Raw genomic sequence first — 14,078 nt, 5'->3', positions numbered from 1 at the left:
TGTGGCTCGCCGCGCACCGTGCCGTGCGCGGCGGTGGCGGTCCGGGGCGGCCCCCCTCACGATGCGTGGCTTGGAACCTCGCTGGCGAGCCAGGGAATATCGCCATCGTGCGCGATGCCCTCGAACAACGGCTTGGCAAAATAGAAGCCCTGTATGAAACGGACCCCGACCGAACGGAGGGCCTGGGCCTCTTCCGCGCGTTCCACGCCCTCGACGACGACCTTCACCCCGATCTCCGCGCCAAGGCGGACGATTGCCGACAGGATCGCCAGCCTGGTGCCGTCCCTGTCGCAATCCCTGACCAGCGCCCTGTCGACTTTCACGATATCCGGCCGCAGATCGGCAAGCCGCGCCAGGCCGGAATGCCCGGTCCCAAAATCATCCAGTGCGATCTTGAAGCCGTGCTTCCTGTATTCACGGATGATATCCAGCAGATGCGCGGTATCGGTGACCGTCTCCGACTCCAGGATCTCGAAGGTCAGGAGATCAAGACGGAATCCCGTGCGCCCTGCGGCCTCCAGGGTTGCCCTGATGCAGGCACGAGGATCGTAGACTGCATTGGGCAGGAAGTTGATGCTCAGCTGCCGGTCGACGCCCAGGCCAGCCGCCATCTCTATGGCCTTGACCCGGCAGGCCTGGTCGAAGCTGTACATGTTCTCCGCGGTCACCTGGTCCAGGACATACCGGGCGCCCTCGGATTGTGGTCCGCGCACCAGTGCCTCATAGGCATCGATGCGGTTGTTCCGGATATCGACGATCGGCTGGAACGCCATCGTGAACGGGAACGCCGGCTTGCCCGTTCGGCACGCGACACATCCAGCGGCTTTCGCCTTTGCGGCCGCTGCGGGCCGCTCTTCCTGTGGCGGGGCACCGATGGGCTCGACTGCCTCTGTCGGACCTGGACTGCGCAGGAGTCCGATCAGGCCAGGGGCGACCGTCTCGAGACGGTCCGGCCTGCGCCTGTCCGTCGTCATGCTCTGGCTGCCTGCTTCCGCAGCCTGATCGGCTGCGACAGCCTCGACAGAAACTCGATCTTGCATCGGGAGATCCAGTCTGCTGCTGCAGAGCAAGCAGCGTTGGTGAGGAACGACGGGAGCGTGCGCCGGACGATATAGGGCTTGGCCAGCGCGAGGCCGGTCGCCCAGGGGCCGGCTGCAAAAACTGTAACGACATCATGCGACCGGCGCATCCACGCCGTGATCGGTACTGCCACGGAACAGGACAGACCGTCCCGGAGCGGTCCACAAGCCGGTCGCCTGTTCACGGGGGGTTCAGAACCGGTTGCGTCTCCACCCGGTTCCGCCCCCGCCGCTTGGCACGGTAGAGTGCTTCATCCGCGAGCTTGAGCAGCGCATCCAGATCCTCCGCGTCCTCGCTGATCGTCGCGCAACCGAGGCTGGCGGTGATCGCAAGCAGGAGGTCACCGGCCACGACCGGTTCGGTTGCGATGACGGCCCGGATTTGTTCGGCGATCTCCACGACTTCCAGATCGTCGGTGCCGGGCAGCAGGATCACGAACTCCTCGCCACCCATGCGCGCCACGATATCGAACGACCGCAGGACGGTGCGGCAGCGTTCGACGGTCACGCGCAATACCTGATCGCCGGCGGCATGTCCGCTCGTGTCGTTGACGTGCTTGAAGTGGTCGAGGTCGATCATGACGACCGAGAGTGGCCGGCGATGCCGATGCCAGCGGGCGATCTCGGTTTCCGCAAGCTCGAAGAACCGCGCGCGGTTCACGGCCCCGGTCAGATGATCGGTCGTGAGAAGGCGCTGCACCTCGGCGGCGGTCACGCGCCGCTCGGTGATGTCGCGCAGAACCATCGAGAAGCCACAGATCTCGCCATTCTCCTCGCGCAGCGCTGCAACCAGGCTCTGGCTCCAGTAGCGGCTTCCGTCCTTGCGGACGCACCGGCCTTCATCGACATGCCAGCCTTCGCGGCGCGCTGCCTCGAGCTGAAGTTCCGGCTTGTGACGGATATTCTCGTCGGACGCATACAGACAATGAAGTGTGCGGCCCAGCATCTCCGCGGTCTCGAAGCCAGTCTGGCGGAGGCCCGAGCTGTTCCACTCCTCGATCAGTCCGTAGCGGTCGAGGGCGAAGAAGGCGAAATCGTTGACGCCCGTGAAGATCGCCTCGAACCACGACTCCGTCTGCTTGAGCTGCCGCTCCTGCTTCACCTGCAGCGAGATGTCGGTCACGACGGCCATCAGGCAATCGCGGTCGACACGCAAGAGGCTGATCGAGAGCACCTCCGGATTCGACCAGGATTTATTCACGAAGACACGATGGCTCGCGCAGATCGTTCCGCGCGGTGCGCTGTAGGACGAAGCGAGATTGCGTATCTCCGGCGCGAAGGTCTCCAGACGTTCGAACAGGTTGTCGAGGACCGGGCTGCCTCCCAGCGGCAGCAGGAGCTGGGCGGCGAGGGGATTGGCCATCCGCACCGCGCCGGACGGGTCGATCTGCAGCAGGCCGGCCGGACACATGTAGAGGAAGGAGAGGAGCAGTTCGTAATCGGCCTCGAGTCCAGACCCTGCCAAGATGTCGCTCATGGCCGGTCAGGTGCGCCGGAGGATGGCGATGTAGCGACGGGCACGGTAGCGCTGCTGCAGCAGACGCAGGATCACCGGCTGCGGTCGCATCCGAAACGTCAGGACATACTCGATGCGCTCGTCCAGATCCGGCTCGTCCTCGAAGCGCTGCGCGATCATGAAGTTATTCATGCAAGGTGCTATCGCCTGGAAGAGATGGCGGCCGATGACCCTCTCCTGGGAAAGGCCGCCGAGCTTGGACTCCATCGCGTTGTAGGTTTCGATCATCCCGTCGCGGTCGAAGCCGATCACCCCGAACGGGAGATCATCGAGCTCGGAGGCTGTCGCAGCGTCCAGAAGATCCAACGTGACTTCGTCGAATGAAGGGGGCACCGGTCGCGTTCCTCAGCCTGTCGTCGATATTCAACTTGAGACATCCTTTCGCTAGCGCCAGCACGGCGAGAAGAATTATCGCACCTAATTAAACATGTTGTTGCGGGCACACAACTGAAACCGTTGGTAATTGCGTCCGCATTCAAGACCAATATTTAGGACGAGTTGAAACAAAAAGACGGACCTTCGGCGCCGCTGCCCGATCCGGTCGGGTAACAATCGAGTGCGGGGTCGGAGCGCACAGCGTGGGCGGGCCGGTTCGCATCACTGTGCCTGCGAGATCACGTCAGGCACGCCGATGGCGGCGATCCGGCTGGATATCCGACGTCCTTGTCTCCGGCGGCGGGTGGATCCGCGAGGGGCCTTACGGGTGGCCCGGCCTGCAGGGAGACGCGCGCCGACGGGTCCCCCGGGGCCGAAGAGCGCCGCCATGCCCCCGGATCGGGCCCTCCCATGCGCGGCGGGGCGAAGCGTGGTCCGATCCTGGCGAGTCGGACTGTTGTCCACAGCCTGTGGATCGAGGGGATCGTCCGGCTCATCGTGTTGAGGCTGCAACACCTTCGAAGCGCCCACTTACCGAATACTTGCGCCCGTCGCCTGAACCTTATCTAGTGGTCGACGTCGTAATAGAGCCCATCATGTAGCGTCTGCTTCTCATTCCCGGGGAGCAGGGTGGATGGGCCCCGCGGAGAAGCTGATGACCCTGCACGAAGCGAAGACCCGGCCGGATGCGAGCGCGGACGAGGCGGCTCACCCCGACATGCTGGTCGATGCGGTGCAGATGCCGGGCCGCCACCAGGTGCGGGTCGACCGCTCGCGGGATGCGCTGCTGACCGATTTCGGCCGCGCTACCCTGGACAACCGATACCTGCTGCCCGGCGAGAGCTACCAGGACCTGTTCGCCCGTGTCGCCAGCTTCTACGGCGACGACCAGCCGCACGCCCAGCGCATCTACGACTACATGTCGCGGCACTGGTTCATGCCGGCGACCCCGGTGCTCTCGAACGGCGGCACCACACGCGGGCTGCCGATCTCCTGCTTCCTGAACGAGGCCAGCGACAGCCTGGAGGGCATCGTCGGGCTGTGGAACGAGAATGTCTGGCTGGCGTCCAAGGGCGGCGGCATCGGCTCCTACTGGGGCAACCTGCGTTCCATCGGCGAGAATGTCGGGCGCAACGGCAAGACCTCGGGGGTGATCCCGTTCATCCGGGTGATGGACAGCCTGACGCTGGCGATCTCGCAGGGCTCGCTGCGTCGTGGCTCCGCGGCGGTTTACCTGCCGGTCTGGCACCCGGAGATCGAGGAATTCATCGAGATGCGCCGCCCGACCGGCGGCGATCCAAACCGCAAGGCGTTGAACCTGCATCACGGCGTGCTGATCCCGGACGGGTTCATGCGCGCGGTGCAGGCCGACGAGGAATGGGCTCTGGTGTCGCCGAAGGACGGCGCGCATATCCGCAAGGTGTCGGCGCGCAGCCTGTGGATACGCATCCTGACCGCGCGGATGGAGCAGGGCGAGCCGTACATCATCTATTCGGACCATGTGAACAACGCGCGTCCCGAGCACCACAAGCTGGCCGGGCTGGAGGTCAAGACCTCCAACCTGTGCTCCGAGATCACCTTGCCCACCGGTATCGACCAGCACGGCCAGCAGCGTACCGCGGTGTGCTGCCTGTCGTCGGTCAATTTCGAGACCTGGTTCGAGTGGAAAGACCATCCGCTGTTCATCGAGGACGTGATGCGGTTCCTCGACAACGTGCTGCAGGACTTCATCGACCGCGCACCGGACGAGATGGCGCGGGCGAAATATGCCGCCGCGCGGGAGCGTTCGGTCGGGCTCGGCGTGATGGGGTTCCATTCGTTCCTGCAGGCCAACAACATCCCGTTCGAAAGCGTCATCGCCAAGGTCTGGAACAAGCGCATGTTCCAGCATCTGCGCAGCCAGGCCGACGCCGCATCGCGCATGCTGGCGGAAGAGAAGGGCGCCTGCCCGGACGCCGCGGAATACGGGGTCATGGAGCGCTTCTCGCACAAGATCGCAATTGCGCCGACCGCGTCGATCTCGATCATCACCGGCGCCACCAGCCCGGGCATCGAGCCGATCGCCGCCAACGTGTTCCTGCAGAAGACGCTGTCGGGATCGTTCACCGTGCGCAACCGGCATCTGCAGAGATTGCTGTCTTCCAAGGGGCAGGATCGCGACGAGGTATGGTCCTCGATCACGCTCACCAAGGGCAGCGTGCAGCACCTGGATTTCCTGACGCAGCAGGAAAAGGACGTGTTCAAGACCGCGTTCGAACTCGACCAGCGCTGGGTGGTGGAACATGCGGCGGATCGGACGCCATATATCTGCCAGAGCCAGTCGGTGAATTTGTTCCTGCCGGCCGACATCCACAAGCGCGACCTGCACCAGATCCACATGATGGCATGGTCGCGCGGCCTGAAGTCGCTGTACTATTGCCGGTCGCTCTCGATCCAGCGCGCCGACACCGTCAGTGACATGGCGGTCAAGACCGACATCCTGCAGCAGGAGGCGGCGGTCCCCCCCATGGCGTCACCGCCGCGGCAGTCCAGCACCGACTACGAGGAATGCCTGGCCTGCCAGTAGAAGCCTCGACCGGTCGGAATGCGCGCCTGGCACCGAGATTGCCGCGGCGCTACCAGCCGTAGGTTCCGTCCCCGACGTCTGCATCGGACCCGGCGGGTCCGGTCCCGGCGACTCCGACGCTCTCCGGTCCCATCTGGCTGGCGCCGACCGGGGCCCGGGCGAGCGAGCCGGGGGCGAGCGCGCCCTGATGTATGGTGCCCGGGCCATTGCCGGCACAGGCCGATGCCGCCAGCGTCAGAAGCAGGGCGCCCATGGCCACGGTCCACCGCACTGTCATCGCGTTCTCCACTGGCCCGTCGATCGAGCGCATGAAGCTTGAACGGCCGGGATTCTTCCGGGTTTGAAACAGCCGGGCGCCATCATCGATCCCTCCGGCTGGATGCCGGCCAGCGCCTTCAGCGGCTTTCCGCCCGGACGGCCGGACGGCTGCAGCACCGTCCGGCCAGCTCGGCGCTCAGTCGTTGAACCGCCAGGTGAGCGGCGTCCGGTCCGGGCCGATCCCGATCACCAGGTCCGCCGGCTGGTCCTCGAGGATCCAGCGCGTCACCCGTTCGTAGTGCGCGATGAAGCGCGCCACCGCGGCGGCATCCATCGAGGGCAGGGCGGAACCGGGAACGCGGTCGAGCCGCTCCTCCTGCTCGAGCCGCCACGCATGGACATGCTCGAAGCCGGGCGCCAGCAGCAGCACCCGGTAGTCCAGCCGCCCGAACAGCTCGCGGTAGGGGCCGGAGAGCGCCGCATTGACGTGGCGGCGCCATTCCCCGCCGCCATCCTCCTCCTGCTCGAGCCTGTTGACCGGTGTCGCGAGGTGCTCCTCCGGCATCGGCCGTGCCGCCACGCACCAGCCCTCCAGGATCACGATCGACACCCTGGCGGGGGAGTGCGGCCACGCCTGTGGCGGCGCGCGGTCGTCGCGGGTCTTGTCGAACACCGGCAGTGCGACCTCGTGTCCGGCGAGCAGCGCGTCGATGGTGGCGAGGGCAAGGTCGAGATCGTGCGTCCCCGGGACCCCCCGGGTCTCGAGCAGCGGATGCACGTCGCGCCCGAGCGATATCCGCTCGGCGCGGGTCAGGTAGAAATCGTCGAGCGACAGCACCACGGTGGGATGGCCGGCACTCTCCAGACGATGCCTGAGCCGCGCCGCGGTGGTCGACTTGCCGCTGCCCTGCGCCCCGCAGAGCCCCGTCAGGATCGGCCGGCCGAGCCGGGTGCGGCACGCCACTAGAGTCTCGGCGATCAGCCGGTCGGCCGCGTCGAACGCGTTCGCGCCCGGCGACGGGTCGAAGCGTCCCGCTTCCATCGGATCGACAAGGTCGGCGTTCATCATGGCAAGCCTTTGCACGGGGTTCTCGCATGACTTGCCGGACGTCGCCCCGCGGTGCCGACCTGCAGTCGCCCGAGGCTACGCGACGGCGCCGCGACGGCAAGTGCCGGCACGAGCAGGACGTCGCTCGCGCCGCTGTGGTCCGGGTAGAAGTGGCATTCTCGATCCCGCGCTATCATCTTCACGCCGTTCCAAGGGAGGCGAGCATGACCAACGATACTGCCGGGACCAACAGGGTGTACCGTCTCGCCGTGATCCCGGGGGACGGCATCGGCAAGGAGGTCGTGCCCGAGGGATTGCGGGTCCTCGAAGCGGCGGCCAGGCGGTACGGCTTCCGGATCGAGACCGACCAGTTCGATTTCGCCTCGTACGACTACTATGCATCGCACGGCAGGATGATGCCCGAGGACTGGAAGGACCGCATCGGCGGCCACGACGCGGTGTTCTTCGGCGCCGTCGGCTGGCCGGACAAGATCCCCGACCATGTCTCGCTGTGGGGTTCCCTGGTCGCCATGCGGCGGGAATTCGACCAGTACGCGAATGTCCGCCCGGTCCGGCTGATGCCTGGCGTGGCCTCGCCGCTCGCGGGCCGCAAGCACGGCGACATCGACTACGTCATCGTGCGCGAGAACACCGAGGGCGAGTATTCCTCGGTGGGCGGGCGGATGTTTGCCGGCACCGATCGCGAGTTTGTGGTGCAGGAAACCGTCATGACGCGAATCGGCGTCGACCGCATCATGCGCTACGCCTTCGAGCTGGCGCGCAAGCAGGGGCGCCGCCGGGTCACGTCGGCGACCAAGTCGAACGGCATCTCGATCTCGATGCCATACTGGGACGAGCGCTTTCGAGAGATGGCGAGGAACTATCCGGACATCGAGACGGACAGCTTCCATATCGACATACTGTGCGCCCATCTGGTGCAGCGGCCCGACCATTTCGACGTCATCGTGGCGTCGAACCTGTTCGGCGACATCCTGTCCGACCTAGGGCCCGCCTGCACCGGCACGATCGGCATCGCACCCGCCGGCAACATCGACCCCGAGCGGCGCTATCCATCCCTGTTCGAGCCGGTGCACGGCTCCGCGCCGGACATCGCGGGGCAGGGGATTGCCAATCCGATCGGCCAGATCTGGGCGGCGTCCATGATGCTCGAGCATCTCGGCGAAAGCGAAGCCGCGACCGCCGTGGAGGCGGCGATCGAGCGGGTGCTGTCGGAGCCGTCGCTGCGTACCTGCGACCTGGGCGGCCGTGCCGATACCGCGACCTGTGGCAAGGCGGTGGCGGACGCGCTCGGCTGAGCGCGTCGCCTGGACGGGCTTCAGTCCTCGATCGCGGTCCAGCAGCCGCCCGCCTCGCTCGACCGCAGCGCCGCCATGATGAAGGCGACGCCACGCACGCCGGCATCGATGCCGGGCAGCAGATCCAGCTCGGTGTCCGCCCGGTGTCCGTCGGCGTGCGCCCGGATCACCGCGGCGGCATCGGTGTAGAGCTGCGCGAAGGCTTCCAGATATCCCTCCGGATGACCGGCGGGAACCCGCGCGCCGGCAACCGCCACCGGCGACAATCCCTTCATGCCGAGGAACAGCGTGCGCGTCGCCTCGCCCAGCGGCGTGTGCTGCAGCTGGTTGGGGAATTGCTGCACCCAGAACAGCGAGCCGCGTTCGCCATACACGCGCACGCGCAGTCCGTTGGCGTCGCCCGGCGCCACCTGGCTTGCCCACAGCATGCCGCGCGCACCGCCCTTGTACCGCAGCAGCATGCCGACGTTGTCGTCGAGCGCGCGGCCCGGCACCATGGTGCTGAGTTCGGCGAGCAGCGTCTCGACCTCCAGGCCGCTGACGTAGCAGGCGAGGTGATGCGCGTGCGTGCCGATATCGCCGGTGCAGCCGGTGGGACCGGATTTCGCCGGATCGACGCGCCAGTCCGCCTGCTTGCTGCGCACCGGCTCGCTCAGCCAGTCCTGCGGATATTCCACCTGCACCAGCCTGATCGTGCCCAGCGCGCCGGCGGCGACCATCGCGCGCGCCTCGCGTACCATCGGATAGCCGGCATAGGTGTGCGTCACGATGAACGGCAGGCCGGTCTGACGCACCAGGGTGCGCAGCGACCGTGCATCCTCGATCGTGGTGGTCAGCGGCTTGTCGCAGATCACGCCGATGCCGGCACGCAGGAAGGCACTGCAGATGGCGGCGTGGCTGTCGTTCGGCGTCACCACGCTGACCACGTCGATGCGGTCGTCGCGCGCTGCCTCGGCCTGCGCCATCGTCTCGAAGTCGGGATAGATGCGGTCGGACGGCACATGCAGCGCCGCACCCGATCGGGCGCCGCGCTCGCGGTCGGAGGAGAAGGCGCCGGCGACCAGCTCATACTGGTCGTCCATGCGGGCGGCGAGGCGGTGCACGGCGCCGATGAAGCTGCCTTCGCCGCCACCGACCATGCCGAGGCGCAGGCGACGTGTGGTCATGCTGATGTCTCCGTGAGGCCGAGCATGCGGCGGTTGGCGGCGAGATCGGTGCCGCCATCGGCGAAATCGTCGAACGCCCGCGCGGTGACCGGGATGATGTGGTGGCGGATGAACTCTGCGCCCTCGCGCGCACCGACTTCCGGCGCCTTCAGGCAGCATTCCCATTCCAGCACTGCCCAGCCGTCGAAATCGTGAGCGGCAAGCTTGGAGAAGATGGCGCCGAAATCGACCTGGCCGTCGCCGAGCGAGCGGAAGCGTCCGGCGCGCTGCAGCCAGGGCTGGTAGCCGCCGTATACGCCCTGGCGCGGGCTCGGGTTGAACTCGGCGTCCTTGGCGTGGAACATGCGGATGCGCTGGTGATAGACGTCGATGAAGCCGAGATAATCCATCACCTGCAGCACGAAATGGCTCGGGTCGTACAGGATGTTGGCGCGCGGGTGCTGGCCCACGGCCGCGAGAAACATCTCGAAGGTCACGCCGTCATGCAGGTCCTCGGACGGATGCAGCTCGTAGCAGAGGTCGCATCCGGCCTCGTCGAAGGCATCCAGGATCGGCCGCCAGCGCCGCCCGAGCTCCTCGAAACCGGCTTCCACCAGCCCGGGCGGGCGCTGCGGAAACGGGTAGAGGTAGGGCCACAGCAGCGCGCCGGAGAAGGTCGCGTGCGCGGTGAGGCCGAGCCGGCGGGAAGCCCGGGCCGCCAGGTGAAGCTGCTCCACCGCCCAGGCCTGCCGCGCCGCCGGATTGCCGTGCACCGTCGCCGGCGCGAAGCCATCCAGGCCGATATCGTAGGCCGGGTGCGCGGCGACGAGCTGGCCCTGCAGGTGGGTGGACAGTTCGGTGAGCGCGACGCCCGCGTCGGCGAGGGTGCCACGCACCTCGTCGCAATAGGTGTCGCTCTCGGCGGCACGAGCGAGGTTGAACAGCCGCCCGTCCCAGCTTGGCACCTGCACACCGTCGAAGCCGCTGTCGCGTGCCCATCGCGCGATGCCGGCGAGGCTGTCGAATGGTGCCTGGTCTCCGGCGAACTGGGCCAGAAACAGTCCTGGACCCTTCAGGGTCTTCATGATGTGCCTCCCTCCGCATCTGGTGCGATTTCCACACCTCAGCGGGCCGGCCCCGGATGGTCAAGTCGCAACTGGTATGCTTAGTCTACCTGTGAGCCGGGCGCAGAGCCGGCTGCGCAGTGGGAGAGACGCGGTGCCAACACTAAGCGAACCGATGCGCCCGTCGCCCGTACGGGTCGCCCAAAGCCAGGACCGCCGCTACCTGGTCTACCTGATCGCCATCGCGCTGGCCGGCTGGAGCCTCGCCTCCTACGACGTGAACCTGCTGGTGCTGGCGCTGCCCGACATCGCGCGTGACCTGCATATCTCCAGCACCGGCCTCGGCGTCCTGGGCTTCTTCGTGTTCGGCGCGCAGTTCATGATCACCATCTTCGCGGGCTACGCGATGGACCGGCTCGGCCGCCGACGGGTCTGGATGTTCTGCCTGACCGGCACCGCCCTGTTCACCGGCCTCACCTGCCTGGTGCAGGGCTTCTGGGAACTGGTGTTCGTGCGCGCGCTCGCCGCGGGACTGGCCTATTCCGAACTTGCCGTCTCGATCACCATCGTCAACGAGCAGGTGCCGGCGCGCAATCGTGGCTTCCTGTATTCGATCGTGCAGGGCGGCTGGCCGCTCGGCGTGTTCCTGGCCTCCGGCGTCTATCTGGTCTTCGGCCATCTCGGCTGGCGGTTCGTGTTCCTGCTCGGCGTGCTGCCGGTGCTTGCCGTCATCGTCGGCCGGATCTTCATCCGCGAGAGCGAGCGCTTCGAGCATGCCCGCGGCACCACCGCCGATCCCGACCATGTGCCGGTGACAGAGATGCTGATGTCGCCCGGCCCGGTGCGCCGGCAGCTGGTCTGGCTTGCGATCGTCTGGGTGTTCTACGGCGCCAGCTACGTCGCCACCAATTTCTACATCACCTACTGGCTCACCCAGTACAAGGGCTTCAGCTCGTCGCAGGCCAGCGGACTGCTGCTCGCCTGTGGCGGCATCGGGTTCTTCTTCTACATCATCGGCGGCTGGCTCGGCGAGAAGCTCGGCCGGCGCGAAGTGATCATCGTCACCGGCATCCTGGTCGCTCCGCTCACCGTACTGTTCCTGTACGTGCAGGACCATGTCGCCGTCGTGCTGGTGTATTTCCTGCTGTATCAGGCCACCAACGGCACCTGGTCGGGGGCGGGCTACGCCTACCAGGGCGAGAGCTTCCCGACCCGGGTGCGTGGCACCGCGGTGGGCTTCCTCTCGGCCATGCAGGTCATGGGCTTCGTGGTCGGCAGCGTTCTGTGGACGGTGATGTCGAACCATGGCCAGCCGACGCTGACCTGGCTGGTGGTGGCGACCGGCGCCTCGCTCGGCCTGTGGGGCACGCTGTGCCTGCGCCGCATCCCGCCCGGTCAGGAACTGGAGGCGACGGCGGGGACCTGAACGGCTGGTCTCCCGATCAGACGAAGCGCCCGCCGCGCTGGATGACCTCGATCTTGTAGCCATCCGGATCCGACACGAAGAAGAACCGCGCGAGGGGCGTCCCCTCGTGCGACATCGCCTTCACCGGCAGGGGGCTCAGCCCGGCGCTCTCGAGGCGTGCGTGCTCGGCCTCTATGTCCTCGACCGATACGGCAAGATGGCCGTAGCCGTTGCCGGGGTCGTACGGCACCTCTTGGCCGGCGTTGACGGTGAGCTCGAGTTCGAAGCCCTGCTCGGCATTGCGCAGGTAGATCAGGGTGAAGCGGTCGAAGCGGTATCGGTCCACCACGTCGAGCCCGAACGCCGTGCGGTAGAAGGCCAGCGAGGCCGCCTCGTCGCGCACCCGGATCATCGAATGGATCATCTTCGCCATGGCTGGGCCTGCTGGTCCGGAGAGTGGAGGATAGCTTGGCGGTAGGGGCGGCAATTGCGACGAGGCGGCAGTCAAGGCCCGCGGTCTCGAAAAAGCAACACATCAAGGTGTAGCAGAAGCCGCTTCTCGAATCGTTGGAAGGCCCGTGTGGCGCGTCCTAGAGTGCGCCGATGGACAGCATGATCGACAACCTCCCGGTTCCCACGCCGGCCGCAACCCAGCCCGAGCAGCGCTTCGACCTGCTCACCGCCAATCCGGTCTACAAGCCGTTCCGGTATCCCTGGGCCTACGAGGCCTGGCTCACGCAGCAGCGCGTGCATTGGCTGCCGGAGGAGGTGCCGCTCGCGGATGACGTGAAGGACTGGCATCGCAGCCTGTCGGCCGGCGAGCAGAACCTGGTGACGCAGATCTTCCGCTTCTTCACGCAGTCCGACGTGGAAGTGAACAACTGCTACATGAAGCACTACAGCCAGGTGTTCAAACCCACCGAAGTGCTGATGATGCTGTCGGCGTTCAGCAACATCGAGACCATCCATATTGCGGCCTACAGCCACCTGCTCGACACCATCGGAATGCCGGAGCTCGAATACTCGGCGTTCCTGAAGTACAAGCAGATGAAGGACAAGTACGACTACATGCAGGGCTTTACGGTCTCGTCCAAGCACGAGATCGCCAAGACCCTGGCCGCCTTCGGCGCCTTCACCGAGGGGCTGCAGCTGTTCGCCTCGTTCGCGATCCTGCTGAACTTCCCGCGCTTCAACAAGCTCAAGGGCATGGGCCAGATCGTCTCCTGGTCGGTGCGCGACGAGACGCTGCACTGCCTGTCGGTGATCCGGCTGTTCCGGGTGTTCATCCAGGAAAACCCGGAGATCTGGACCGACGCGCTGCGCTCGGAACTCACCCAGGTCTGCGCCACCATCGTCGAACACGAGGACGCCTTCATCGACCTCGCCTTCGAGCTTGGCTCGGTCGAGGGGCTGAATGCCGGGCAGGTCAAGACCTACATCCGCTTCATCGCCGACCGCCGGCTGACCCAGCTCGGACTGGATCCGCTCTATCATATCGAGAGCAACCCGCTGCCCTGGCTCGATGACATGCTGAACGCCGTCGAGCACGCGAACTTTTTCGAGAACCGGTCCACGGAATACAGCCGCGCCTCGACCGCCGGGACGTGGGAAGAGGCATTCGAGGACAGCGTCTTCGCAGCCGGCTGAGCCGCCGCTGATCGGCAAGCGCATGCAAGCAAGGCATTGACTCGGAAAGTCATTTTGTCTCCGGCCCGATCGGGCCGGGATGAAGTGGCGGTTTTCCGGCACCACAGCCGAAAAAAAGCACCCTCACGAGAACGAGAGCAGTTCCCTCTTGACCGATTGACGATTATATATCGTTCGAACCACGCGGCGTGCGGCAGGTCACCTTGCTGCGTGGCAGGGCAAGACGAGGCAAAGAATGCAGACGGACATGCGTGCCAACGACGTCCTTGATCTGTCAGATCTCATGCAAGGGTTGCCGGCGACGGTCTCCCGTGCACTCGGCGTGCAGGTCGGCACCGCTCCCAGGCAGAGCCGTCGCCTCCCGGAGCGGATCCTGGTCGCGGCGCACCAGGCCTGTGACCTCGGGGACCTCGATATCGCGGCGCAACTGCTCACGATCCTGGAGACGGTAATCGGCCAGCGCGGCGGCACCGTCGATCCGGGTCGTCGGCGGGTCATGGAGAGCCTGATCGCGGCGCATCAGCGGCTGTGGCATCTCCGGCATGCCGAGACCACGAGCGAGGAACTGGCCGCGCGCGCCAGGTTGCCGGTCCAGGCATACGCACTGCACGAGACGCAGGATGGCGCCGCCTTCAACATGGACTTCCCCGCCGGCTAGG

13 protein-coding genes are annotated in these 14,078 nt (G+C 66.3%); 5 read left to right on the top strand and 8 right to left on the bottom strand.

The features are described from left to right. Window positions 1-56: 56 nt before the first annotated feature. From FE263_RS13080 to FE263_RS13070, 3 genes are all read right to left on the bottom strand, one after another. A complete protein-coding gene (locus FE263_RS13080) occupies window positions 57-1,070 on the bottom strand; it encodes an EAL domain-containing protein (protein ID WP_338086722.1) in 1,014 nt (337 codons plus the stop codon). A gap of 190 nt (window positions 1,071-1,260) precedes the next feature. Further along, window positions 1,261-2,556 carry a sensor domain-containing diguanylate cyclase gene (locus FE263_RS13075; RefSeq protein ID WP_138326463.1) on the bottom strand — a complete coding sequence of 432 codons (1,296 nt, stop codon included), beginning with the start codon at window positions 2,554-2,556 and terminating at the stop codon, window positions 1,261-1,263. 6 nt (window positions 2,557-2,562) lie between these two features. Next, entirely contained in the window at window positions 2,563-2,928 is a 366-nt protein-coding gene (locus FE263_RS13070) for a PAS domain-containing protein (RefSeq protein ID WP_138326462.1), read from the bottom strand. A gap of 697 nt (window positions 2,929-3,625) precedes the next feature. Here FE263_RS13070 and FE263_RS13065 point away from each other — a divergent pair. Beyond that, window positions 3,626-5,536 carry a ribonucleoside-diphosphate reductase subunit alpha gene (locus FE263_RS13065; protein WP_408886190.1) on the top strand — a complete coding sequence of 637 codons (1,911 nt, stop codon included), beginning with the start codon at window positions 3,626-3,628 and terminating at the stop codon, window positions 5,534-5,536. A 49-nt stretch (window positions 5,537-5,585) separates the two neighbouring features. On the opposite strand, the gene FE263_RS13060 is transcribed toward FE263_RS13065, so the two are convergent. Together FE263_RS13060 and FE263_RS13055 are read right to left on the bottom strand one after the other, a co-directional pair. After that, on the bottom strand, window positions 5,586-5,789 hold the full coding sequence (locus tag FE263_RS13060) for a hypothetical protein (protein ID WP_138326460.1): 204 nt from the start codon (window positions 5,787-5,789) through the stop codon (window positions 5,586-5,588). 201 nt (window positions 5,790-5,990) lie between these two features. Continuing rightward, window positions 5,991-6,860, bottom strand: coding sequence for a hypothetical protein (locus FE263_RS13055; RefSeq protein ID WP_205880370.1), 870 nt, complete (start codon window positions 6,858-6,860; stop codon window positions 5,991-5,993). Window positions 6,861-7,066: 206 nt separating this feature from the next. Between FE263_RS13055 and FE263_RS13050 the strand changes: the two genes are divergently transcribed. Further along, window positions 7,067-8,158, top strand: a complete 1,092-nt coding sequence (locus FE263_RS13050; protein WP_138326459.1) for a tartrate dehydrogenase — start codon at window positions 7,067-7,069, stop codon at window positions 8,156-8,158. 20 nt (window positions 8,159-8,178) lie between these two features. Here FE263_RS13050 and FE263_RS13045 read toward each other — a convergent pair whose 3' ends face one another. Both FE263_RS13045 and FE263_RS13040 read right to left on the bottom strand, forming a co-directional pair. After that, window positions 8,179-9,324: a Gfo/Idh/MocA family protein gene (locus tag FE263_RS13045; RefSeq protein ID WP_205880369.1), complete on the bottom strand. Its 1,146-nt coding sequence runs from the start codon at window positions 9,322-9,324 to the stop codon at window positions 8,179-8,181. Next, on the bottom strand, window positions 9,321-10,388 hold the full coding sequence (locus FE263_RS13040; protein WP_138326458.1) for a sugar phosphate isomerase/epimerase family protein: 1,068 nt from the start codon (window positions 10,386-10,388) through the stop codon (window positions 9,321-9,323). The genes FE263_RS13045 and FE263_RS13040 overlap by 4 nt, the downstream gene beginning before the upstream one ends. 154 nt (window positions 10,389-10,542) lie before the next feature. Here FE263_RS13040 and FE263_RS13035 point away from each other — a divergent pair, with 154 nt between their 5' ends. Further along, the gene (locus tag FE263_RS13035; RefSeq protein WP_171034095.1) at window positions 10,543-11,793 is read left to right on the top strand and encodes an MFS transporter; all 1,251 of its coding nucleotides are present in this window, start codon (window positions 10,543-10,545) and stop codon (window positions 11,791-11,793) included. 16 nt (window positions 11,794-11,809) lie between these two features. Here the strand turns inward: FE263_RS13035 and FE263_RS13030 are convergent, their stop codons facing one another. After that, complete coding sequence (locus FE263_RS13030) at window positions 11,810-12,205, bottom strand: VOC family protein (RefSeq protein ID WP_138326456.1); 396 nt, start codon at window positions 12,203-12,205, stop codon at window positions 11,810-11,812. Between the two features lie 179 nt (window positions 12,206-12,384). On the opposite strand from FE263_RS13030, the gene FE263_RS13025 reads away from it, so the two are divergent. Together FE263_RS13025 and FE263_RS13020 are read left to right on the top strand one after the other, a co-directional pair. Then, window positions 12,385-13,419 (top strand): ribonucleotide-diphosphate reductase subunit beta, encoded by a 1,035-nt coding sequence (locus FE263_RS13025; protein ID WP_138326662.1) that lies wholly within the window; start codon window positions 12,385-12,387, stop codon window positions 13,417-13,419. A 247-nt stretch (window positions 13,420-13,666) separates the two neighbouring features. Beyond that, window positions 13,667-14,077 carry a hypothetical protein gene (locus FE263_RS13020; protein ID WP_205880368.1) on the top strand — a complete coding sequence of 137 codons (411 nt, stop codon included), beginning with the start codon at window positions 13,667-13,669 and terminating at the stop codon, window positions 14,075-14,077. Window position 14,078: the final 1 nt, after the last annotated feature.

The organism is Lichenicoccus roseus, from assembly GCF_005844085.1.
Lineage (GTDB): Bacteria > Pseudomonadota > Alphaproteobacteria > Acetobacterales > Acetobacteraceae > Lichenicoccus > Lichenicoccus roseus.
This window is presented reverse-complemented; position numbering and strand designations above follow the sequence as displayed.